Consider the following 23,391-nt stretch of genomic DNA (forward strand, 5'->3'; position numbering starts at 1 on the left):
CAGATACATCAAGCAGGTGTTTGGTTACGACAAAGTCCGCTATCGAGGCTTGGCCAAGAACAAGAGCCGGCCCTATCTGTTGGCGGCCTTCAGCAATCTGCTGATGGCAAGGAAAGAGCTGCAGGTATAGGGGCAGTGAGCCCAGATGACGCCCCACAGGGGGGGAAGATCCAAAATGGCCGGAAAAACACTCTGAATATTCGGCCATATATCGTCGAGAGTTTGAATTACCTCAGAACCTTGGGGTTATTCAGACTCTCCCTAGATGATCAGCACTCGCACTTATGCGAATTGGGCCTGAGATTAAGAGAGCTAACAGCGGAATCGCTTTCCCAGGTGGCCGTCATGAAAGTAAAGTATGCAGGCCCGAGTACGAATGATGTTTTTGCTCTTTTATTGGCACAACAAGAAGACTGTCCGTTGCTTTCCGGCGATAGGGATCTCCGTGCCGCGGCTGAATCTGAATTGGTCGAAGTACGCGGTACCCTTTGGCTTGTTGAAGAACTTGTGAAGCACGAGTTAATCGATACCAGACAGGCGCATGAAGCATACAACAAAATGGAAGCGGTGGGTCGCAGACTGCCATTGGAAAAAGCCAGACTAAGATTGGCCGACCTATGAGTTCTTAGTATGCCACGTGACTCATTTAACCAAGTTCGCGATTCATTGTTAAACAATATATAACCTAGTGCGAAAAGAGAAAGGCATATGGAAAAGGTGTTTTATGCTTTAATCGGGGTCGTTGTAGGCATTCTGCTTACATGGTTGAAGGATTGGCTCACTCAAAAGGCTAAGAACAGAAAGGACTCAGAATATTTATGCATCCAAGTTGCCTGCCTGCTAGATCGATTTGTATCCGCGTGTTATGACGTGGTTTGTGACGATGGACTATATCATGGACAACCAGATGAAAAGGGCTATAGCAGAGTACAAGTTGTCACACCAAGTTTTGAACCCGAAAAGTTAGAGGTAAATTGGAAATCGATACCAACTAACTTGTTATATGAAGTATTAAGTTATCCTTTACATATAGAAAGTTCTAACTCCGCTATCGACTCTACTTTTGAATATGTGGCGGGCCCTCCTGATTTCTCGGAAGGCTTTGAGGAACGTCAGTTTCGTTATGCAGAGTTGGGAGTTAAGGCTAGTGAGTTAGCAATAAAGCTCCGAAAATATGGTGGATTGCCTGAGAAAGAAAGTGAGGATTGGGACCCGATTCAGCATATGAAAGACAAGGTTATACAAATCAAAGAGCGCAGGGAGAAGCGATATCAACAGCAAGAGAAAATGTTCCAAACACTATCTGGCTAGTTAAGTGAGTACCTAAGGTATTTCTGTGTTGACACTTTTGGGGTAGGCATAAAAAAACTGGAACTTCGATTTCTCGTAAGTTCCAGTTTTTTGAGGGAATTTAAGTAGTGCCCAGAGGCGGAGTCGAACCACCGACACGGGGATTTTCAATCCACCCCTGATTCTTCAAATAGATTAGGGAAAATACCTGTGTGGACATTATGTGGACACACATGAGAATTTAGGCGCTTTGGTACCTATCAGGTATTGTCTAATCTATTGAATATAAGGGAATAAGTTCTAGAAAATACAATAAAGGAAAGGACACAGCATCCATGCTGTGTCCTGCAATATGCGATTTCCGTTGCCAAATCCTATGGCGTCACAATCATCCTTGCCGCGTCCCTGCTCCGTATCCTTACGTGTTAGTTTGCGTCCTTGCGAGATTAATATTAGGCAAATTGTCGCGTCGGAAAAAGTCTATATCTCCGCAATGACTGTGCGACATGTCTTACATCAGCTTTTTCGTTCGAGATGCCCCGTTTTATCGATGGTTTTACGAGGTTTTGTGCACCTGTCAGCCTTTCCAGAAAGTCCTGGTAAATAGAATCATGACCGCCAGAAACTCCAGTCTTCCAAGCAGCATGCCGATTGTCAGTAACCACTTGGCGCTGCTTTCTATGTTCTGAAAATTGCCAGCCGGACCAATCAGATCACCAAGTCCTGGTCCCACATTCATTAAGGCGGTGGATGCTCCGGTGATGCTGGTAATGAAATCCAGTCCGGTCAACGACAGCAGGAAAGTCAGCACAATGAGCGTTGTCATCAGGAAAAACAGGAAGGCGATACAGGACTGGATAATGTCATCGCTGACCGTTCGCCCCCCAAACTTACTGGCAATGACGGCATTGGGGTGCACGGACTTGACCAGTTGTGTTTTCAGCATGATAAAGAATATCTGGCAGCGGAAAATTTTGACGCCTCCGCTGGTAGAACCGGAGCAGCCACCGATAAAAGTCAGGAAAAAGAATAATACGACGGCGGCATTACCCCAGTGTGAGTAATCGGCACTGGCGAATCCGGTGGTTGTGACAACGGAGGTGACGTTCAAGGCACTGAGAGTGAAGGCGTCCCAGAAATCCATCTTATCTTTGAGCTCAAGATCAACGGCCAGTACCAGTGATACCCCCAATAGCAAGCCGATGAGTCCTTTGATCTGGATATCATTGAAGTGGACGAGGTTGCGGTGGGACCACACGCGGAAGTACAACAAAAATGGGATAGAGCCGGCAATCATAAATATTGTGCATATCCATTGCAGGAGCTTTGAATCAAACTGCCCGAAGGATGCGTCTGAGGTCGAGAACCCGCCCGTGGAGACGGTCGTCATGGCATGGTTAATGGCATTGAACGGAGACATGCCGCCAAGCATGTAGGCGATTGCGCAAAGTACGGATAATGCCAGATAGGCGATAATGATCCCGACCAGCATCTGGTGCGCCCGCGGGGTGGCTTTCTCAGACCAGTCTGATGATTCCGTCTGGAACAGGCGCATGCCGCCGACTTTCAGGGAAGGCAGAATCGCAATAGCCATACCGATAATACCGATACCGCCAAACCACTGAAGAATCGAGCGCCATAGCAGAATGTCGTGGGGCGTGTCGTCGAGCCCGGACATTACCGTGGAACCAGTGGTGGTCAAAGCAGATACGGTTTCGAATACCGCGTCCGTAAAACCGAGGGGATTGTGCATTAACAGAAAAGGCAGTAGCCCAAATATTGGCACGATAAACCAGGCGCCACTGGTAATAATGAACAGTTGCTTGGAAATCAGCCGTTCAACCCCTTCGCCACTGGCAATGTAGCAGACTGCTGAACCAAGTAGTGTCACACAGGCGCTGATACTGAATCCTTTGAAATGGACGGGCTCTCCAAAGAGATATAATGTCAGCGGCAACAACATCAGGATGCCAAGTACGAGCAGGGCAATCGACAGGAGTCGGAACAAGGGTTTGAATAGAAGCATCTGGCCACATCCTGTTTTAGGGCAGATCTATTAAAGCGATCATGGTGCAGGGAGGAGTTACCGGTTATTCGTTGATAAATTCCATTAACACCACATGGGTTTTGATGTGCCCGACACCTTCAATGTTAGAAATGGTATTCCGAACCTGCTGGATACGATCCATGGATTTTGCCTTTACGGTCAGCATCATATCAGTATCTCCGGCCACCCCGTGACACACTTTGATTTCCGGGATTCGCCGCAGTTGGCGGGCGATTTCCTCGCATTGTGTGTTGTTATAGCTGATTTCCAGGTAAACGGTGACGTCATCCTGCGCTCCGGAATTCAGAAGAACCTGGTAGCCACGGATAATGCCGGTTTCCTCCAGCTTTCTAATGCGATCAGTGACAGCAGAGCGGGACAGGTTTACTTTTTCGGCAATGGAGGAAACAGACTGCCTGGCGTTTTCACGCAACAACTCGATTATCTTTTCGTCAAAACGATCCACTTTGGCCTCGGAACAAGGTGCCGGAAGATCACGCATTCTGGCGGTCATTTACGACAAATTGCAAGTAGAAGATACGCTAATCTAAGCCTCTGACAGCCTGGGTCCGATGGCATCGAAATACCAGACCATTGTAGCCGAATTCTCCGTGTTTATTGTCAGTCTGTATTACCACTAATCCGGCGATAAGGAAAACTTCGCATGACCGAACTAAAGCCGACGCTCACCCTCATGCAGGGTCTTGGGTTATTAACATCCGCGTTACTAGGCACAGGTGTTTTTATGTTGCCGGAGCTGACCGTCAGAACAGCGGGAACCAGTGCTCTTTGGGGTTGGCTGGTGCTGATTCTGGCGATTTTGCCCGTGGCTCTGTCGTTTGGGCAGTTAGGGCGACGTTATCCCCATGCCGGTGGTGCCTCTCACTTTGTTGAAATGGCTTTTGGACGTATTCAGGGACGTATCGTCGGCTGGTTGTTTTTGGCGTTGCTGCCAGTGGGATTACCCGCTGCGATGGAAATGGCCATATGGTTTCTGGACAGTTTAATCAGTATGTCCGAGTTTCAGCAGGTGGTAGCCAAGGTAGTGCTGCTATTGCTGATACTGGCGGTGAATCTGAGGGGGATCAGGCTATCCGGAGCCATCCAGACGATAATCTCCGTGACGGTTTGCAGTGTGATTTTTCTGCTTACCTGGTTGGCTTTGACTGATACAGGGCCAGAGGCGGTTCACCAATATCACCCCTTTGACGTGTCAGGGATTGAACTGGGAGCCGTTGCGGCTGCCGCGGCACTGGCGTTCTGGAGCTTTATCGGTGTCGAGGCCCTGGCGCATGTTTCGGCTGAGTTTCGTAATCCTCAGCGCGATTTTCCGCTGGCTCTGGTCATCGGGGTGCTGGTTGTCGGACTGGTCTACGCCCTGGGTACCTGGCTGGTACTTTCCTACCCGGATGCACATACTCCCGATACACCGGCAATGGTCGTGTTGTTTGATCGCCTGATTGGATCATGGGGTGGTTTGTGTATTGGCCTGTTCGGGTTTCTGTCCTGTATAGCGACGATGAACATCTATCACGCCAGTACTTCCCGCATGCTCTGGAGTCTGGCCAGCATCTGGAGATGCTCCTCGGGTGCTTGAAAAACTGAATCGGCAACAGGTTCCAGCCAACAGTGTCATGACGATGACGGTTGTGTGCTTGCTCAGCATTCTGTTGTCCAGTCATCTTAAGGTTTCTCTGGAAGGACTGATCATGTTGGCCAATGGCATTATCGTGCTGGTCTATATCATGACCATGATGGCGGCCATCAAACTGTTATCCCGACGCCACAAACTCATGGCGGCGATGGGCATGATCATCTGTTTATGGCTGGCATACACTCTGGCGGCCTCCATGCTTTATGCCGGGGTGTTGTATGCCTTGCTTTGGTTGTGGTTCCGAAGACAGACCCTAAGCCAGGCCAACCTGATGGGAGATGGTGCCTGAAGCTTTGACCGTGACCTTGGCACAGTTAGATTAGCGGCTAGATACATAACCTGAGGAATTCTTTCTGAAACTTAATGGGGTCGGCAGTTGACAGTATATGAAGGCGTTGAGATCCTCATTGCCATCAGCTCATATAAAAGACCCTGTCAGCCTCTCTGCAGCGTCATGACCGAATGTCATCCGGGAGGCCAGGGTTTCAAGGCAATAGGTATCAAAAGTGCGAATCGATCTCTTGCGGCCGGTCGTCAAAGCCGTGCTTGTTTTATCCACATTCAGTGTTGCCTCCTTGACGTGGGCAAATGACAACTTCCAGCAGTGTGTTGAGGATCTACAGGATAAAGCTAGAGCCCACGGCATATCCAATACGACCGTTGACCAGGTACTGGCCGGAGTCAATTACCTGGACCGGGTCATTGAACTCGATCGTCGTCAGCCGGAGTTCACCACCCCATTTTCTGAGTATCTTGGGCTAAGGGTAACCGAACAGAGGGTTCAGAAGGGCCGGGAGCTTTATCGTCAGCACCAGGACCTGCTGCAGCGGGTAACTCGTGAAACCGGTGTGCCCGGTCACTACCTGGTGGCTTTCTGGGGCCTGGAAACCAACTATGGCAGCTATTTCGGTAAAATGTCGACGCTGGATTCCCTGGCCACTCTGGCCTGCGATCCCCGGCGAAGTGAATACTTCACCGGTGAGTTAATGGCGGCTCTGCAGATTATCGATAGTGGGGATATTGAAGCAGAACGTATGCAGGGTTCTTGGGCTGGTGCTCTGGGGCATGTGCAGTTTATGCCATCGGTATTTCTTCGCTACGCTCGAGATGCCGATCAGGACGGTGCCCGGGATCTCTGGGGCAGCATTCCCGATGCCATGCTCTCAGCCGGAACCTTTCTCAAGGGAATTGGCTGGGAGAGTGGTCTGCGCTGGGGACGTGAAGTCCTGTTGCCGAAAACGTTCAGCTATCAGATGGCCGGTTTGGGGCAAACCAAATCCCTGGCAGAATGGCGGGAGTTTGGCCTGACCGATGCCTTTGGACGAGCATTGCCCGATGTGGATGTCAAAGCCTCCTTGCTGGTGCCTGCCGGACATGAAGGACCCGCATTTCTTGTCTATGATAATTTTGACGTGATCATGCGCTGGAATCGTTCTGAGTTTTATGCCCTGGCCGTTGGCCATTTGGCTGACAGAATCGCCGGGGCCGGTGCACTGCAAAATCCACCCCCTTCAGATTCCCCCCGCCTGAGTCGTCAGATTGTGCTTGAGTTGCAGGAAAAACTGATTGCCAATGGCGTCGATCCTGGTGCGCTCGATGGCATTCTGGGACCGGCAACGCGAAAGGCATTACGGGAATATCAACATCAGAAGGGGTTGGTGGCAGATGGATTTCCTGATTCAACCACCTTTGCAAAACTGGGGGTCGCTTTTCCACAACAGGAGCAACAGAAACAGTAGCTCACCTGAGCTGGTTTTTCCCTGCTGCAATAGTGTCGACATCGCCAATGAGGGCTTCGGTTCGGAATCAAACCGAAGCCCTTGGCCTGTAAAGACCCTAGCTTGTTAAAGTACGCGTGACTCTGCTTCAGCCTGTATCATCAGACAGGCGTCAGGGTCATTGAGATCAATCCCCAGAGATACGCGGCTTAGTTGATTTCCGAAAGAGGAATGCAAATCAAACAGCATGCCTTTTTCGGTAACCAGAATGTCTTCCCCATTGAACCAGGGACCATTCCCGAACGCCAGGGATGTCGGACTCTCGAATCCAAAGGTGGGTGAAGAGTAAATGACAGGGAAGGTTTCCTCACCGGTATCCGGCCGTGTGTAGGAAGCCACATAGTGGATTCTGCCGCTGATAAAGTTCGTCAGTGCGACACCGCCGCAATAAGTCTGGATATCATCCACAATCGCCCTGGGGGCTTCCCACATCACAGTTTCGTTCAGTACCTGGTTGCCATCTCGGTCATTGACATAAATGGGGACATTGTCATTGCCATCGATCGCAAACCGCTTCACCTTCTGACCGTCTGAAACGTAAAGGTACTGGCCGGCAATTTTGAGCCCGTTTGCGGAGCTCAACCCGTGATTGGGACCTATCCAGTTTTTGGTAAAGCTGCGGATACGTGGTGTGTCACCGCTGAAATCCAGATTAACCCGAGCAATGCCGGATGTGGCGAAGAAATTAGTATCAGCAATGAGCAAATCACCTTTTGGGGTGAATGCCATACCGTTAGGAATCGAGAGAGAGTCCATAGGATCATTGCTGGAAGGGGAAATCACCCGAAAGCGGTAGTCTGGTTCATCCAGGTTGGCGGCAAAAAGATAATTGTTTTTGAACACAAACCAGGTGCGTTTCTCACAGGCCGTGAATACCCAGTTTTTATGCTGAGTCAGGCCAGTAAAGGTGCAGGAAAAATCAGGAAACAGAGAGCGTTTACTATAACTGCTATTACCGTTCTGATCTGTTTCCCGGGTGACCTGGAAGACGCCATTTCCACCGGTAACCAGTAGGTCGCCATTACTGGCGAACATCAGGTTTTCGGCGTCAGGCACGTCTACAATATGTTCTTTTTCGATACAGCCACTCAACAATGTGGCAGAGGTTAACAACGCAACACAATACTTGGTCGACATGTTTTTCTAGTCCCTTATGTTATTTTTTATGTGGGTCGGCTGACCCACGAAGGGACACATTATTAGGTAAACCGTCGCGCTTAGGAATCCCCCAAACGGGGCAAACCTGAATCTTTGATCAGAGTTGCCATATTGGCTGCTGCTGCGTCACTACCTTCCTGGTCCTGCCACTCGATATAACGCGAGCATACGGCGGCGACTTCCACCTTGTCCTTAAGAGATTTCAGGTCTTCGGCGTGACGTATGCCGAATCCTACTGCCAGTGGAAGCTTGGTGTGGGAGCGTATGCGGTCAATGTAATCGATAAATTCCTGATCCCATTTGGTGGCGCTGCCTGTCACTCCCATGCGGGCGACCACATACACCATTTTTCGGCTGGCCCGGCAGATGCGTGGTAGTCGGTCGGTAGACGTATTCGGGGTGACCATCAGTATTGGCGACAGGTCCAGTTCATCCAGTAACGGCAGCATGGGTTCCACTTCTTCCACAGGCCAGTCTGGAATAATCAGCCCTCGTATGCCGGCTTCGGCAGCATCCCGGAAACATTGTTCGAGCCCATACCGGTAAAGCGGATTAAGATAGCTCATCAGGATGAAGGTCACCTGAGGGTGTCGCGTGCTGACCTGTCTGGCCAGCGCTAGCGTGGCGGCAACCGAGCCTCCCTGCTGCAAGGCCTGATAGCAGGCATTGACCAACGTTGGGCCGTCAGCCACGGGATCACTGAACGGGACCTGGAGTTCGATCATTCGGACCCCGGCCTCGACCAGCCCATCGATTGCCCGAAGGTTCTCCTCCAGCGAGGGAAAACCCACCACCGCGTGTGACATGACCTGTAAAGGTGATCCGGATTTAAGCATGGCGAGCCTCCTCTGCAGCGGCGATAGACGATTGATCGGCAGGTTCATTATTTTGGCGGTCGATTTCCCGTTGCAGAAATGCGGTCCATTCCGGCTGGGGAAAGGCCCGGGCTACGTTAAAGATATCCTTGTCGCCGCGACCACTGAGATTAATCACCAGATGCTGATCCGCGCTCATTTCAGCTGCGGCTTTGAAACCTCCGGCCAGGGCATGGGATGACTCCAGTGCCGGAATGATGCCTTCGTATTGCATCAGAAGTTTGAAGGCATCCAGAACCTGTTCATCGCTGGCGGAATCTGCAGTGAGCCGGCCACTTTGATGGAGATGGGCAATGATGGGGGAAACGCCCACATAGTCCAATCCTGCAGCAATACTGTGAGTGTGCCCTAACTGACCGTCCTGGTTCTGCAGGAACAGTGTTTTGAAGCCCTGGGCGATTCCAGTTTCAGCGGTATCCGGCTGGAGTCGGATGGAATGATCGCCATCGTCGCGACTGCGGCCACCGGCTTCCACACCAATCAGTTTCACCTCTGATTGCTCCAGAAACGGTGTAAAGACTCCCATGGCGTTACTTCCACCACCGACACAGGCGGTAATAGCGTCAGGCATTCTGCCGATTGCCGTCTGGATCTGGTCTTTGAGTTCAATGCCAATCACGCTCTGAAAATAGGTCACCAGTTCCGGGAAAGGCGCTGGTCCGCAGGCAGTACCCAGAACATAGTGAGTTGTCTCGCAACTGGCCGCCCAATCTCTCAAGGCTTCGTCCATAGCCTCTTTCAGCGTACGTGCCCCGGTGGTCACCGGAACAACCGTCGCTCCCAACTGGCGCATCCAGAACACGTTACTGTATTGGCGCTCAATATCATCGGCCCCCATATAAATGGTGGCGTCCAGGCCCAGTCGGGCAGCCATGATCGCGGTCGCCAGGCCGTGTTGACCTGCGCCGGTTTCAGCAATCACTCGTTTTTTCCCCAGGCGTTTGACCAAGAGCCCCTGGCCGAGCACATTATTCACCTTGTGTGCGCCCGAGTGATTCAAATCTTCCCGTTTTAACCAGATAGACGCACCACCGAGATGTTCTGAAAGTCGATGACAAGGCGTCAAAGGGGTCGGGCGGCCGCTGAATTGTTGGGTCAGCTCAACATATTCCTGCCAGAAGTCCGCATCCTCACGTAAGCGACCAAACATCTCTTCAAGCTCAAGCAATGCTGGAAGTAATATTTCTGGGACAAAGCGTCCTCCAAATTCGCCGAACATACCGTTTTGGCTGCGGATCATGCTGATTCTCCTTTTGTTGCGGATATCTATTCAGGACTGTTTCTGTGGTCTGGTCGGAATTCTCCACCGACTGGGGTAGAACTCCTTGAGTCCCTGATAGATAATGCTGGGGTAAGGTCAATTTAAACTAAACGGTTTAGTTAAAATATAGCGAAAGGAATCAAATGGCAAGAGCGTCAAAGAAAGATTTTATCGTGCAAACTGCCACCGGCGTATTCCTGGAAAATGGATTTAAGGGAACTTCCATCGATATGGTGGTGAGTGCCTGCCAGGTCTCCAAGCCGACGGTTTACAATCATTTTCCGGATAAATCGGAGTTGATGGGTGCAGTTATTGAAAGATGGCTTCAGCAACATCCGGTAGCGCTGGAGGAAATATTCTCTGAAAAACATTTGGAAGAGCGGCTCGCGACGTTGTGGTGGAATTCAGATGTGATGTCGCTGTACCGCCTGATCATCGGTGAGGGTTGGCGTTTTCCCGCATATGCCAAGTTGTTCTGGGAGCAGTTTGACGCCAGGTGGCATGATCTTGCGATCACCTGTTACAAAAACCTGGAGATTCAGAGTATGGGTGATGAGTATCTTCAGGCCTGGATCAGCCATCAGCTTTGGAGTCGTCTCAGAGACGCTTAGGAAGCGCAAAGCGAACCCTAAGCTTTCCCCGGTGAACTTCGACATTTCTCACCACTGAACGCACCAGTCTGTGTTTCAGGCTGGTGCTCCGAAACCTGAACAGAGGCACGCTGGTAACAAAGCGTGACAGCAGGCTTCTCACAAGAACTCTGACTGGCGTCAGGTATCCCCTTGGGATTGACCCCAGTGAGAACTCACAGATTTCCGGCCGGTTAAGATAGAACGCACCTTCCTCCGGGTCGTACACCAGATTACCTGAAAGCTCCAACTGTCCTTCGGTCGTGATCTGACCAGGCAGGCGTACCAGCAGATTCACCCTCAAGTGTATGCGGTTTGCCCGTTCATCCAGTTTGACCGTGGGGTGGGACAATTGCAGGTAAATACCCAGCTTTCTGGCTTCAAGTGGGAAGAAGCGGGCCAGGTGCCGCTCCAGCGCTTTATCCGTCAATGCCAGGCGGTAAGCCAGAGCGCGGACAATATGTCGGCTGATATGATAAGGCGAAATGACATTGGGTGTGTGCATGGCGTGATTATCCGTGCTCTTACTGCAATAGCGTGCTATTGCAGCCTAATCAGTCCCGTGAGCGGAGTCCAGCCGGGATTTTTCAGAGCGTGAAATTTGTGCCGGCGTTCAAATCCGTTCATTAATATCGAGTGTTTTTCCACCTCCTGATATCCGCACCTTGCCCACAAGAAACACCTTTGGTCTGTTCATTAAATAATGGAAGGCTGACAAATTAGGTTTTAACACTGGATGGAGATCATGGTATACACAAAAGAAAATTTACTGACCGGAATCTTTCAATACCATGAAAATCAAATCAGTTCTGACACTGTTTTTTATCACGTCTCTTCTATCCGCCTGTGCCACATGGTCGCCACTGAGCATCAGTGAAAACTCCCTGGAAGGCTATCTCCAGGAGCAAGTGCACCGGTTTGACCAAGAGCAGCTCAAATCCGGTTCTCCCCTGAGCGTGAAACTCAGTGATGTGGATGTCACACTGGGGCCGGATGGACGTGATGTCGCGGTGTTAAGTGTTCAGGGAGAAGTAGCTGTGAACGCACTGGTAACCAAAATCCCTGTGGATGTTTTCCTGAAGGTGGAAGGTGCTCCTGTTTATAAGAGTGATGAGAAAGCGATCTATATCCGCCGCCTCAATCTGATCGATAGCCGGGTCGAATCCAGCCTGTTCAAAGGCGATTTCAAACCGGTAGCCGAAAACCTGATGCGTGCTTTGGCGCAAATGCTGGAAACCATGCCGGTTTATCGGTTGGACGAATCCAATCTCACCGGCCAGTTACTGGGTTTGACTGACCTTGATATTAAAGTCGCGCCAGGAAAACTCGTGTTGGTACCGGCAGGAAAGACCGGTTCCTGATCGGATCGGCAAGTTGAGGCCTGAATATCTCAGGCAGGGGTGCTGGAGGCCTTGATGACATTCACAATGACCCGGTTGCGTCCTCCCTCCTTGGCTTTGTACAGGGCCTCATCGGCTTTTTCGAATAATTGGTCATAAGGGGTGTCACAGGGCGCTTTGGTCAATCCAATGGAGACGGTCATTGTGATGCTCTTTTCTTCATAGCGCACCGGATGCTCTTCCACGATATGACGAATGCGTTCCGCAATCTGCTCGGCCAGATCGGCGTCAGCCTGGCCCAGAAAGATACCAAATTCCTCGCCGCCGAGCCGGCCAAAAATATCGTACTCCCTGAGTGTCTGTCGAATCAGGCTTGCCATGTGAACCAACGCCGCATCGCCGGCCTGATGACCATGCTGGTCGTTCAGATTCTTAAAATGATCGATATCAATCACCATCAGGGCCGCCTGAGCACCGGAGCGCCAGCATCGGTTTAATTCCGCTTCGGCAGAACTGGTAAAGCAACGTCGGTTGGCAATGCCGGTCAGTTCATCGGTGAGCGCCAATTGTCTCAACTTATGGTTGCTTTGTTGGATGCGTTCTTCCAGGCGTTTTTGCTCGGTGATGTTTTTGGCGTGAACCAGCAGTTCTTCTTTATCATTTAATTGTTCGGAGAACAGGAACCAGCTTCCATCGGTCAGGTTGACCTCGTAGATTCGAAAGTCTTTGGAGCGTCGCACACTTTGTGCGTACTGCAGCCACCCTTCCAGGTCGTCCGCATCAATGCGCAGACCTTCATTCAGTTCGTAAGATTGTTTGGCCAGATCCTCAAAGGTTTTCCCCATCAGATCTTTGCATTCACTGTTGAAAATGCTGGCAAAGGAACCGTTGCAGTAAATCAGGGTGTCCTCGGCGCTGAAGACGGCATAGGCATCGCCGCTCTTATCCACAAAATCGAATAACTTGCGTTGTATTCCTTTATCTTTGGAGAACATGCCGGGCTCCGCTTCCAAATAATTTCTATTATTGTTAAGTGTTTGTTTCGCACGATTCGGGTCTGCGGTTAACTGACTAAGGGAATTCCCCGGATGAAGTCAGTAATGCTTTAAGCATAGTCCTTTTTTGGCAATATTGAATGATTAGTTTGTGGCAATTCTGTATATATTCAACATAGAGGATGGATGGCCAGAAGCTTATAATGAGGTATGGAAAAAATAACGGTGTATTACGATGCTGCCTGCGCCGGATGCCGTCGTGACAGGCGTAGATATGACTTCTGGGCAGGCAAAGACAGAGTTCACTGGTTCGATATCAATGGACAGGAAGAGATGCTGCGTGCAAAAGGCATTGATCCTCAGGAAGCACGACTGAAACTGCATATCGAGCACCCTGACGGGCGTATTGAAAAGGATATTGAAAGCTATATTGTGCTGTTGGACCAGATTCCCTGGCTGAAACCTCTGGCCTGGATGATCTCATTGCGCTGGATCAGAGAGCCGTTGCGCCGCAGCTATCGTCAGTCCGTCACCAGACGTCTGGAGCGGGACGGGTATCTTGTCTGTGATCAGTGTGAGCGTCCGGACCCGCCCCCTGAATCCCGCTGATAGTGACTGTACGTCGATACTGATTCTATCGCCTATATTTTGAACCTGTGCACCAGTTTGCTCATTTCCTCGCTCAGTTCGTTCATGTCTTCACTGTGTCCGGCACTGCGATGGGCTTCCTGATCGGTATCCCGACTGATACTTTCCACCACCTCAATACGTTGATTAACGCTACCGGTAAGAGCCATCTGCTCCTGAGTAGCGGTGGTGATTTCATGATTCATATTGCGCAGATTATTGATGGCGCTGACCATCTCATCCAGATGGGTTCCGGTTGCACGGGCTTCGTCCACCGTTTCGTTACCTTTGATCTGGCTTTGATGCATAAAACTGGTGGCGTTTTTGGAGCCCTGTTGCAGACGCTCAATCATGGCCTGAATATCCGCAGTGCTCTCCTGAGTACGAGATGCGAGTGAACGAACTTCATCGGCCACCACCGCAAATCCACGGCCCTGTTCGCCAGCACGGGCGGCTTCAATGGCGGCATTCAGGGCCAGTAAGTTGGTTTGTTCGGCAATGGAATTAATAACGCTCACCACGGAATCGATACTTTCAATTTCCTCACCCAGATTGTTGATAATTTCAGTACCATGGCTGATATTTTCCGCAAGCGCCTCGATGGCAGCAATCGAGTCTTCTACCAGTACCTTGGTCTGCTCACCGATATGAGCGGTTTTTTCCGCCAGGGTAATGGCCTGCTCAGAAGATTGAGCCACTACGTCGACCGAATTGGACAACGCTGACATGTCATTCATCAACAGTGAGGTTTCCTTGCGCTGTTTCTCACTGAATTCGGTGGTGTTGTGGGCGCAGGTATTCAACTCATTGCAATTGTTGAGCATATTCTCACTGGCATCGCGAATATGAGTGATGACCTCTTGTATCTTGCTGATAAAGGTATTGAAATGAGACGCCAGTACGCCGATTTCACCTCGGCTGCCCAAGTTGATTCGCTGAGTGAGATCCCCTTCGCCTTCGGCAATATCCAGGACTCGTCTGGTAATTTCCTTAATGGGTTTTATGACAACATTGAGCAGGATGATGGCCACCAGGACAAAGGCCACAGCGGCAACCAGCACACCGATGGAAATCGCTTTGGTCACCTGGGACACCACTTGATTGGTGGACTCTCCCGAGTCGCTCATTGCCTGTATGGATACCTGTTTGATCCGGTTCACGGTGGCGTCCAGTTGTCCGATAACCACTTCAATGTCACTGATCAGTGAAAGGGCTTTAGCCCTGGTTTCCAGTTGCGTAATTCTGGACTCGAAGACTTTGTCTTCCTCCACCGCTTTTGCCAGCCAGGATTCATAGTTGGTTTTAATTTTAGCGATATCCTCCAGCGTCAGCTCATCCTCGACCATACGGCTGAGAGTTTCCAGCGTGGCGATCCCTTCCTTTTGCTGGTCCTCAAATTCAATACGCAGCTTATTCAGCGTGTCCGGGTTGCGTTCGGACATGAACTCAGTCAACACGATCTGTAGGGTCAGGAGCGTTTTATTGAGATTCTGGGCTTCAATGACGACCGGATAGTCACTGGCAAACATATTGATAAGAGATATCAGCTCTTCTAGCAACTTGGAGACTTCATCACCCCTGGCCTTGAAATCCTCGATTAAGTCCAGGTTCTTATCATCGAGCTGAAGTGCCTGAATCTGGAACTGCACCACATTGCCCACCAGTTTATCGAGCTGGGTACGGCTTGCCAGAAGTTTGCGTACATCGCCCTCAGTTTCCGGTAATACCCCTGCCAGCTCTTGAGCTTCTTTAATAAAATCAGGCGTCAGCGACTGGATTGTGGCGTGTTTCTGCTGTATTTCCCCCACCTCGCTGACAGAAAGGATTTCGTTCACACCCTTGGTGGTTTGCAGGTAGTTGACGGTGAGAGCATCAGACAGGTCATCCGCCTTACTGACATTGTTGATCAAGTGGCTGAAGCGCTCCTCGATCTGCCCGAGTCCATTCCATGTAAAGGCAAAAATTCCAAAGATAATCACGGCGGTAAGTATCAGTAAAAACACCACACGAAAACTGATGCTGTTGAACTTTGAACTTACCTGCGAGGGAATCATGCTTGCCATGTTAGACCTCTATCGCAGAGTTTTTGTTTTAATTCAGTGTATTGTTTTATTTCAGAATAGTTGGCATCCGGGTCATTGACCACATGGAATACTGTAATAGGTTGTTACGAAAAATTGTGGCGGGACTTGCGCAAAATAAAACTCCATAAATCTCCACAGGTTAACCGAGCCTGCTTCAGGTATGGATGAAATTGGAAGCTTGTCGCGGATTAAAAGCTGTCCGGAACTAAAAGCTGTCGCAGGATTTAAACCGGTTGCCGTTATCCATGATGCGCATTTTCGGGAACTGCCAGGGCTTCCTGTTGTCATAGAGATCAGTGTAAGAGGTGAGTTAATGGCCTCTGTCTGAAATCTGCATTATCCGGGAGCAAAAATGATTCTTAGCCAATGGGCAGGAAAGACATTACTGGTACTGACGACCCTATTGTCCATGCACGTGTTTGCCGCCGATACCGACGACTGGCGGCAGAGTGATGAACTGAATCGTTCCTCCATCGACCACAGCCGGTGGAATCAAGTTCTGGCAACTTATCTCGACGTCAATCATGCTTCAGGTGTTCACCTGTTTCGATACAGTGATGTGACCTCTGAAGACCATAAAAAGCTGTCCGAGTACCTTCACAATCTGGCAGAACTTGATCCGAGAGAGTTCTCCAGGGCAGAGCAAAAAGCTTATTGGATTAATCTCTATAACGCTTTGACAGTTAAGTTGATACTGAAACACTATCCCGTGGAGTCAATTACTGATCTGGGGGAGACATTTTTCGCCTTTGGCCCCTGGGATGACGATGCCGTGACCGTGGCTGGCGAGGAACTGACCCTAAATGATATCGAGCACCAAATTCTGCGTCCCATATGGCAGGACCCTCGTATTCACTATGCAGTGAACTGTGCCAGCTTCAGTTGTCCGAATCTTGCCAGTGAGGCCTATACCTCAACCAATCTGGAAAGATTGTTGGAGCAGGGGGCTACAAGCTATATCAATCACGAAAGAGGCGTCGATCTGGAGGGCGATGAGTTGGTGCTGTCCTCCATATACAAGTGGTATCAGGAGGATTTCGGCAAAGATGAGCAGGATGTCCTTCGGCACCTGAGCAGCTATGCCAGACCAGACTTAAAAAAAGCATTGGAAGGATTTGATGGCGATATCGATTATGAGTATGACTGGCGCCTCAACGAGCTAAAATAGATCCCTGTTTTTTATAGGCGTTCTTCACTGCTCACTCTCAGCCATAGGAGGAAGCACAGCATTGAGCCGGTACCGAGCCTGATACGGTAAAATACTGATCTGGCGAAGCCCGCAACGAACATGCGAGAATCATTATTCAGTCGCAATCGTAAGGGGTTATAGTGAAGTCTGCGGTACCAATCATCCTGCTTCCATTTGTGCTTACCATGGTGTTCTTGGCGGGATGTTCCGATCAGGAGGCGGACATATCTATCAGCCTGACGCCGGATCAGCTCGACTGGGTAGGACAGAAAATTTTCCAGAATGAATGTGCCGGTCAGGAAGCTTGCCTGGTCCACTGGAATGAAGGCGAGTCGTTTCCTTCCCTGGGCATTGGACACTTTATCTGGTACCCCGCACAAGTAGACGACCCTTTCGTAGAAAGTTTTCCCTCATTAATTGCTTATATGCAAAAGGCCTCCGTATCTCTGCCGCCCTGGCTTGAAACGCTGGAGCCCTTTGATGCTCCCTGGCCAGATCGAGACAGCTTCCTTTCACAACAGAACCATTCCCGGATTCAGTCTCTGCGCGAGTTTCTATCTTCGACCAGAGGTGTTCAGGCAGAGTTTATGTTTGCCCGTGCAAAAGCGTCGTTGAAACGAGTCATTGAAGCCGCCCCTGAGACGGAGCGTGAAACAATCCGCCAGCACCTGGATGCGTTAACGTCGGCACCGGCGGGCGTATATGCCCTCATCGATTACGTGAACTTCAAGGGCGAGGGGCTCTCTCCTGAAGAATCCTATCAGGGGAACGGCTGGGGATTATTGCAGGTGCTTCAGCAGATGTCCGAAGACGATAGCATGAGTCCTGTCACACGTTTTCAACAGGCGGCGATCGTCGTCCTGACACGCCGGGCGAATAATGCCCAGGACCCGATAGAACGGGAAAAGTGGCTGCCGGGCTGGATCAACCGCTTGAAGAGTTACCAGGGCGGTTAAAGTCATTATGTCTCCTGGGCCCTATTATTTCGCGTAAGAGGGAGCAGGAAACTGCTCTGTCAGCCAGAGTCGGATCTGGTCGCGCACCTGGCGGTAACAATCAAGCCTTTGCTCTTCACTCATGTCCTCTCTGGCCAACCTGGGAGGATCGGGAAATGGTTGGTGAATGCAGGAAACCGTGGCCGGGAAGGCAGGACAATGATCCGAGGCGTGGTCACAGACCGTGACCACATAATCGAAAGCAACGTCGGACAGCTGTTCCAGGGTTTTCGAATAATGTCCCTGCATGGAAATGCCCACTTCCTCCATCACGGCCTCGACATTCGGATTCATCCCATGTGCGACAATGCCGGCAGAATAAAAATCGAAGTGGTCGCCATGAAGTGCCTTTGCCAACGCTTCTGCCATCTGGCTGCGGCAGGAATTACCCGTACAGAGAAACAGCAGCTTTCTCCGCTCAGTGGCTGATAGATCCATAGGTGGCTCCTGTGCTGCGATAAACCGGTAAAGAGTGGTAAAAGAATATCAACAACATCCGCCACCGGACGTGCCTGCGCTACTGGTCATGCTGCCATTGGAACCCGTGTCATAAGGCAAACTGGTGCCGCAGCCTTCGAAGATACCGTAGTGGGTACTCCAGTCACCATAGAACTCGAAATGGGATTGGAAACGGGTGTCATGCAGCATGCGGTAAGTATTGCCACAGACTGGGAATACACGACCTGTTTCAATCACATGATGTTTGTCCAACACAAAGCGGTCCGGATTATGGCTGATGGTGCCTTTGTAGCGCACGGCCTGACCATAGTCTTCGCAGGCAGGTTCCAGGCCATCGAGTTTGAACAGTCGATAAGTGGCAGAGAAAAAACGCAGATTGCCGACTTTGCTTTCCAGTTTCGGGTTATCGATGGTCAAAGGTCGATCTTCCACCAGGCGCGGGTCACCAAAGCCGGCCTGCTTTGCAAGATTCTCAAAGTCATTCCAATACAGGGCGCCTGACAGGCACTCGCCATAAAGAACCGGATCTTTGGTCAGGGCTTCAGGGACACGCCGGTCGCAATAGACATCAGAAAAATACAGCTCGCCGCCTGGTTTTAAGAGCTCATAGGCATGACGAAGTACCGCGGCCTTATCAGTGCAAAGGTTCAACACGCAATTGGAAACAATAATATCGAACTGCTCTTTCTCCAGCTCCAATTCATGTAACTGTTCAAGATACCCATGCAGGAATCTGACATTCGGCCTTTGATAACCAAAAATATCCCGGTGGTAATCCACATGCCGACGGGCCACCTCCAGTTGCTCCTCGGTCATGTCCACGCCGGTCACACTTCCTTGCTCTCCCACCAGAGCGCTCAAGACATAGCAGTCACGCCCGGAACCGCTGCCCAGATCCAGAATATGAGTGCCTTCCAGATGGTCTGGTGCAATCAGGCCGCACCCGTAATAGCGGGTCATGACTTCATCGTGGATTTTGCCCAGAACAGGCTTCAGGTGTTCAGGCATGTCTCCTGCTGTGCAACAGGCATTGGTTTGTAGGTCGTCAGAAGAGGAGAGCGTTTTACCGTAATAGTCTTGTACTTCGTCGCGCATGTGGAATCCAAGTTGGGTTGTGCTGAAGTCAGAAAGCGGACCTATGCATGACAGGCCCAATCAATCGTTATTGGAACCCTGATTCAGCGAAAGGTTCAATGAAATTTCGTTTGTTTCAGAATTTGTGCTGCTGAGTTGAAATTAAGTTGATGTACGGCCTCATCCAGTTCTTCCAGAGCGTCTGGTGTCATATGCATATCCAGAGATGGCTTTAGCTCTGGATAAAGCGAGAGCGCTTCCATATTCTGAGCTTCCAGATGCTCAATAAGCCGCTGGATCTTCGTTTGGTCAAAGTCTGTATCGGTTTCTGGTTGGGGGGGCTCTGACTCGATACTGTTTAACCACACAGACGCCAATTGGAGCATTTTATCAAGATCCTTTTTGACTTCACTGATATTGGCCAAAGTGGTTTCTTCGGGAACTTCCGGCATCGATTTCTCGGCCCGGAAAGATGAATCGACCAGCTTTTTGGCGCCGACCGTACCGCAGGAGCCTCGTAAAGTATGAAGTATCCTGGCGGCTTCTTTCTGGTCGCCTTGCTTGAAAAGTTGCTCGGATCGCTCCACTTCCGCAGGCCACTTTTTTATAAAGTCTGATATCAACTGAATGATTTGCTGTCTTTGCTTGGAGCCTAAACTGACCAATCGATCAAGCTGAGCCGGATTGAAGATATCTCCTTCCTCTGGATCGATAGGTGGTTGTGGGGTCATATAGTCTCCTGGAACCAGTGAGCAATTAAAACACAACAGATTCTATATAGTACGCTCACTGCAGAGTTTTTCCAGCCACATGCCGGTGACCATCGCCAATACGAATACCAGGGATTCCGGCCTCAAATAGGCCAGACTGGAAATGGCCGGCCCCGGGCAATAGCCGTAAAGCCCCCAGCCAATACCAAACAAGGCGGCGCCGATGAGGAGTGGGCGGTCGATATTTTTGTTAACCGGCAACGAGAAGGAGCTGGCAAATGCCGGGCGGGCCTGTTTCTGGACGATATGAAAACCGACAAAAGTGGTAACCACGGCTCCACCCATCACAAATACCAGTGTCGGATCCCAGGTGCCGAAGAGATCCAGAAAGCCCAGCACTTTATGTGTATCCGTCATACCTGAAATGGCCAGGCCTATTCCGAAAAGGGTTCCGCAGATCAGGGCAATCAGTTGTGTCATGTCATGCTGTCCTATTTGTTAATCTGACAAAGTATGAGCCTCAGATGGCTCTCAGTTGGTCAAAAGGTGTCGGACGATGAAGACTGTCAGGATGCCGGTCGCCATAAAGGTAAGGGTGGCACTAAGAGAGCGGGGAGAGCGGCGTCCCAACCCACAGACACCATGGCCGCTAGTGCAGCCACTGCCCAGTCGTGTTCCGAATCCTACCAGTAGCCCAGCGACGATAATGAGCAACCAGTTTTGGCCTCCCGATTCGGGGATGGGGAGTTTCAGGAAAAAGTGAGCCAGAACAGGACCAAGAATCAGCCCGCCAATAAAAGCCAGTCGCCAATGACGATCTGTTTCGACTATCGACGTCCAAAGAATGCCGCTGATACCTGCAATACGGCCCAGTAGCCACAGCATCAGAACAGCGGCTAAACCAATCAACACTCCGCCCGTGAGCGGCCAGACAAAATCAAACGACAGAGACATAGTAGATCCTCGTAGTAAAGGACGATATTCGTCAGCTCTCGGGACAGAACAACTCTTTCAGCACAGCAATTACTTGTTGGGCAGCGATTCCCTCCAACCGATACCAGACAGTTTGTGCTTCGCGCCGGGTGCTGACCAACCCGGCTTTTCGCAGCGCTGCCAGATGTTGCGACAGAGCTGACTGACTCAAAGGAACCACGCGGTTCAGCTCACCTACTGTCAGCTCCTTCTCCAAAAGACTGCACAGCACCATCAATCGGTTCTCGTTGGCCATCGCTTTCAACAGTCCGGCAGCTTCTTTTGCGTTTTCAGCGAGTTGTGACATGCCGGTGTCGGAGTTGTTCTCTTGCAGGTTCATAAGTCGAATTTAACCTACGGTTGAATGATTTTTAACCTGTTTGAATTTTATATTAGTAAAATCTAAATTAGCAATAACTAATTTGTCTTGTGTAAAAATCAAACAAAACCATTCACTTAGATCTAATACTAAAGTCGTAAAGTTGATGTGACGCAAATATTCATCAGTTTTATATCGAGTATCGATTATATATATTTCATTTATTCTGCTCGGTTCCTTAGACTTCATTTCGAACATTGAAACAGGCCAGTCGTATACCAGAATGGTCTCACTAAATAACGGATATCTTGAGGATCAGCACATGTCTCAATTTCAAAATGACATTCAAGCTGTAGCAGCTATCAAAGAAACTGCAGGCAAGACTTGGGACGCAATCAACCCTGAGTATGCCGCTCGCATGCGCGCCCAGAACAAATTCAAAACTGGTCTGGATATCGCCAAGTACACCGCGAAAATCATGCGTGAAGACATGGCTGCGTATGATGCTGATACTGCTCAGTACACTCAGTCACTGGGTTGCTGGCACGGCTTTATCGGTCAGCAAAAACTGATCGCTATCAAGAAGCACTTCGGTAATACCAAGCGTCGTTACCTGTACCTCTCTGGCTGGATGGTTGCGGCTCTGCGTTCAGAGTTCGGTCCTCTGCCTGACCAGTCCATGCACGAAAAAACCTCTGTTGCTGATCTGATCGAAGAACTGTACACCTTCCTGCGTCAGGCTGATGCGCGTGAACTGGGTGGTCTGTTCCGTGAGCTGGACGCTGCACGTGAAGCTGGCGATAAATCAAAAGAAGCTGAAGTACAAGCCAAAATCGATAACCACGAAACCCACGTTGTGCCGATTATTGCTGACATCGACGCAGGTTTCGGTAACGAAGAAGCTACCTACCTGCTGGCCAAGCGTATGATCGAGGCAGGTGCTTGCTGTATCCAGATCGAAAACCAGGTTTCCGACGAAAAACAATGCGGTCACCAGGACGGTAAAGTTACTGTTCCTCATGCTGACTTCCTGGCCAAGATCCGCGCCGTTCGCTACGCATTCCTGGAACTGGGTGTCGATGATGGTGTCATCGTTGCCCGTACTGACTCCCTGGGTGCTGGCCTGACCAAGCAGATCGCTGTCACCAATGAGCCAGGTGACCTGGGTGACAAGTACAACGCTTTCCTTGACGGTGACTACGTAGAAAGCGCTGACGATATTGCCAACGGTGATGTGGTTGTTAAAGCCAACGGTAAACTGCTCAAGCCTAAGCGTCTGCCGTCAGGTCTGTTCCAGTTCAAGAAAGGTTCTGGTGAAGATCGTGTTGTTCTGGACTGTATCACCTCCCTGCAGAACGGTGCTGACCTGCTTTGGATTGAAACCGAGAAGCCTCACGTTGGTCAGATCGCCGGCATGGTTAACCGTATCCGTGAAGTGGTACCCAACGCCAAGCTGGTTTACAACAACAGCCCATCCTTCAACTGGACTCTGAACTTCCGTCAGCAAGTGTTCGATGCCTGGACGGAAGAAGGTAAGGATCTGTCTGCCTACGACCGCGCCAAACTGATGAGCGCTGAATATGACGAAACCGAGCTGTCTGTAGAAGCTGACCGTCGTATCCAGAGCTTCCAGCGTGACGCTGCTCGTGAAGCGGGTATCTTCCATCACCTGATCACTCTGCCGACTTACCACACTGCGGCCCTGTCTACTGACAACCTGGCCAAAGAGTACTTCGGTGAGCAAGGCATGCTGGGCTACGTCGCTGGCGTACAGCGCAAAGAAATCCGTCAGGGTATCGCTTGCGTTAAGCACCAGAACATGGCCGGTTCCGACATGGGTGACGATCACAAAGAATACTTCTCTGGTGACGCCGCACTGAAAGCGTCTGGTAAAGACAACACCATGAACCAGTTCAGCTAATCGGATTTCCGATG

25 protein-coding genes are annotated in these 23,391 nt (G+C 50.4%); 11 read left to right on the forward strand and 14 right to left on the reverse strand.

Annotated features, from left to right (window positions below):
- Positions 1–345: 345 nt before the first annotated feature.
- Both F566_RS36805 and F566_RS0105390 read left to right on the forward strand, forming a co-directional pair.
- Positions 346–621, forward strand: a complete 276-nt coding sequence (locus F566_RS36805; protein WP_157496674.1) for a PIN domain-containing protein — start codon at positions 346–348, stop codon at positions 619–621.
- 87 nt (positions 622–708) lie between these two features.
- Positions 709–1,311: a hypothetical protein gene (locus F566_RS0105390; protein ID WP_020405957.1), complete on the forward strand. Its 603-nt coding sequence runs from the start codon at positions 709–711 to the stop codon at positions 1,309–1,311.
- 556 nt (positions 1,312–1,867) lie between these two features.
- On the opposite strand, the gene F566_RS0105395 is transcribed toward F566_RS0105390, so the two are convergent.
- Positions 1,868–3,316, reverse strand: a complete 1,449-nt coding sequence (locus F566_RS0105395) for a TrkH family potassium uptake protein (protein ID WP_020405958.1) — start codon at positions 3,314–3,316, stop codon at positions 1,868–1,870.
- Between the two features lie 64 nt (positions 3,317–3,380).
- Positions 3,381–3,851, reverse strand: coding sequence for an Lrp/AsnC family transcriptional regulator (locus F566_RS0105400; protein WP_020405959.1), 471 nt, complete (start codon positions 3,849–3,851; stop codon positions 3,381–3,383).
- A gap of 150 nt (positions 3,852–4,001) precedes the next feature.
- Between F566_RS0105400 and yjeH the strand changes: the two genes are divergently transcribed.
- The 3 genes from yjeH (at position 4,002) to F566_RS0105415 (ending at position 6,730) form a co-directional block, all read left to right on the forward strand.
- Complete coding sequence (gene yjeH / locus F566_RS0105405; protein ID WP_026179779.1) at positions 4,002–4,934, forward strand: L-methionine/branched-chain amino acid transporter; 933 nt, start codon at positions 4,002–4,004, stop codon at positions 4,932–4,934.
- Complete coding sequence (locus F566_RS0105410; RefSeq protein ID WP_020405961.1) at positions 4,927–5,280, forward strand: hypothetical protein; 354 nt, start codon at positions 4,927–4,929, stop codon at positions 5,278–5,280. The genes yjeH and F566_RS0105410 overlap by 8 nt, the downstream gene beginning before the upstream one ends.
- A 217-nt stretch (positions 5,281–5,497) precedes the next feature.
- Positions 5,498–6,730 (forward strand): lytic murein transglycosylase, encoded by a 1,233-nt coding sequence (locus F566_RS0105415; RefSeq protein WP_020405962.1) that lies wholly within the window; start codon positions 5,498–5,500, stop codon positions 6,728–6,730.
- A 105-nt stretch (positions 6,731–6,835) separates the two neighbouring features.
- Here F566_RS0105415 and F566_RS0105420 read toward each other — a convergent pair whose 3' ends face one another.
- From F566_RS0105420 to trpB, 3 genes are all read right to left on the reverse strand, one after another.
- Positions 6,836–7,906, reverse strand: coding sequence for an NHL repeat-containing protein (locus F566_RS0105420; protein WP_020405963.1), 1,071 nt, complete (start codon positions 7,904–7,906; stop codon positions 6,836–6,838).
- 80 nt (positions 7,907–7,986) lie between these two features.
- Positions 7,987–8,763 (reverse strand): tryptophan synthase subunit alpha, encoded by a 777-nt coding sequence (gene trpA / locus F566_RS0105425; protein WP_020405964.1) that lies wholly within the window; start codon positions 8,761–8,763, stop codon positions 7,987–7,989.
- Positions 8,756–10,042, reverse strand: coding sequence for a tryptophan synthase subunit beta (gene trpB, locus F566_RS0105430; protein WP_020405965.1), 1,287 nt, complete (start codon positions 10,040–10,042; stop codon positions 8,756–8,758). The genes trpA and trpB overlap by 8 nt, the downstream gene beginning before the upstream one ends.
- A gap of 164 nt (positions 10,043–10,206) precedes the next feature.
- Between trpB and F566_RS0105435 the strand changes: the two genes are divergently transcribed.
- Positions 10,207–10,674: a TetR/AcrR family transcriptional regulator gene (locus F566_RS0105435; RefSeq protein WP_020405966.1), complete on the forward strand. Its 468-nt coding sequence runs from the start codon at positions 10,207–10,209 to the stop codon at positions 10,672–10,674.
- On the opposite strand, the gene F566_RS0105440 is transcribed toward F566_RS0105435, so the two are convergent.
- The gene (locus tag F566_RS0105440) at positions 10,661–11,197 is read right to left on the reverse strand and encodes a DUF1439 domain-containing protein (protein ID WP_020405967.1); all 537 of its coding nucleotides are present in this window, start codon (positions 11,195–11,197) and stop codon (positions 10,661–10,663) included. The genes F566_RS0105435 and F566_RS0105440 overlap by 14 nt on opposite strands.
- A gap of 286 nt (positions 11,198–11,483) precedes the next feature.
- Here F566_RS0105440 and F566_RS0105445 point away from each other — a divergent pair, with 286 nt between their 5' ends.
- Entirely contained in the window at positions 11,484–12,053 is a 570-nt protein-coding gene (locus F566_RS0105445) for a YceB family lipoprotein (RefSeq protein ID WP_020405968.1), read from the forward strand.
- 29 nt (positions 12,054–12,082) lie between these two features.
- Here the strand turns inward: F566_RS0105445 and F566_RS32050 are convergent, their stop codons facing one another.
- Positions 12,083–13,027 (reverse strand): GGDEF domain-containing protein, encoded by a 945-nt coding sequence (locus F566_RS32050; RefSeq protein ID WP_020405969.1) that lies wholly within the window; start codon positions 13,025–13,027, stop codon positions 12,083–12,085.
- 210 nt (positions 13,028–13,237) lie between these two features.
- On the opposite strand from F566_RS32050, the gene F566_RS32055 reads away from it, so the two are divergent.
- A complete protein-coding gene (locus tag F566_RS32055; protein ID WP_020405970.1) occupies positions 13,238–13,636 on the forward strand; it encodes a DCC1-like thiol-disulfide oxidoreductase family protein in 399 nt (132 codons plus the stop codon).
- A gap of 32 nt (positions 13,637–13,668) precedes the next feature.
- On the opposite strand, the gene F566_RS0105460 is transcribed toward F566_RS32055, so the two are convergent.
- Complete coding sequence (locus tag F566_RS0105460) at positions 13,669–15,717, reverse strand: methyl-accepting chemotaxis protein (protein WP_020405971.1); 2,049 nt, start codon at positions 15,715–15,717, stop codon at positions 13,669–13,671.
- A 373-nt stretch (positions 15,718–16,090) separates the two neighbouring features.
- Here F566_RS0105460 and F566_RS0105470 point away from each other — a divergent pair, with 373 nt between their 5' ends.
- Positions 16,091–16,906: a DUF547 domain-containing protein gene (locus F566_RS0105470; RefSeq protein WP_020405973.1), complete on the forward strand. Its 816-nt coding sequence runs from the start codon at positions 16,091–16,093 to the stop codon at positions 16,904–16,906.
- A 161-nt stretch (positions 16,907–17,067) separates the two neighbouring features.
- Positions 17,068–17,883, forward strand: a complete 816-nt coding sequence (locus F566_RS0105475) for a hypothetical protein (RefSeq protein ID WP_020405974.1) — start codon at positions 17,068–17,070, stop codon at positions 17,881–17,883.
- Positions 17,884–17,907: 24 nt separating this feature from the next.
- On the opposite strand, the gene F566_RS0105480 is transcribed toward F566_RS0105475, so the two are convergent.
- From F566_RS0105480 to F566_RS0105505, 6 genes are all read right to left on the reverse strand, one after another.
- Positions 17,908–18,360, reverse strand: a complete 453-nt coding sequence (locus tag F566_RS0105480; RefSeq protein ID WP_020405975.1) for an arsenate reductase ArsC — start codon at positions 18,358–18,360, stop codon at positions 17,908–17,910.
- A 48-nt stretch (positions 18,361–18,408) separates the two neighbouring features.
- Positions 18,409–19,476, reverse strand: coding sequence for a methyltransferase domain-containing protein (locus F566_RS0105485; RefSeq protein ID WP_026179782.1), 1,068 nt, complete (start codon positions 19,474–19,476; stop codon positions 18,409–18,411).
- A gap of 95 nt (positions 19,477–19,571) precedes the next feature.
- Positions 19,572–20,186 carry an Hpt domain-containing protein gene (locus F566_RS0105490; protein WP_020405977.1) on the reverse strand — a complete coding sequence of 205 codons (615 nt, stop codon included), beginning with the start codon at positions 20,184–20,186 and terminating at the stop codon, positions 19,572–19,574.
- Positions 20,187–20,228: 42 nt separating this feature from the next.
- Entirely contained in the window at positions 20,229–20,645 is a 417-nt protein-coding gene (locus F566_RS0105495; protein WP_020405978.1) for a DUF6691 family protein, read from the reverse strand.
- A 51-nt stretch (positions 20,646–20,696) separates the two neighbouring features.
- The gene (locus F566_RS0105500; RefSeq protein WP_020405979.1) at positions 20,697–21,119 is read right to left on the reverse strand and encodes a YeeE/YedE family protein; all 423 of its coding nucleotides are present in this window, start codon (positions 21,117–21,119) and stop codon (positions 20,697–20,699) included.
- 31 nt (positions 21,120–21,150) lie between these two features.
- A complete protein-coding gene (locus tag F566_RS0105505; RefSeq protein WP_020405980.1) occupies positions 21,151–21,477 on the reverse strand; it encodes an ArsR/SmtB family transcription factor in 327 nt (108 codons plus the stop codon).
- A 301-nt stretch (positions 21,478–21,778) separates the two neighbouring features.
- Here F566_RS0105505 and F566_RS0105510 point away from each other — a divergent pair, with 301 nt between their 5' ends.
- A complete protein-coding gene (locus tag F566_RS0105510) occupies positions 21,779–23,377 on the forward strand; it encodes an isocitrate lyase (RefSeq protein WP_020405982.1) in 1,599 nt (532 codons plus the stop codon).
- The last annotated feature ends 14 nt before the right edge of the window (positions 23,378–23,391 follow it).

The organism is Hahella ganghwensis DSM 17046 (assembly GCF_000376785.1).
GTDB classification, from domain to species: domain Bacteria; phylum Pseudomonadota; class Gammaproteobacteria; order Pseudomonadales; family Oleiphilaceae; genus Hahella; species Hahella ganghwensis.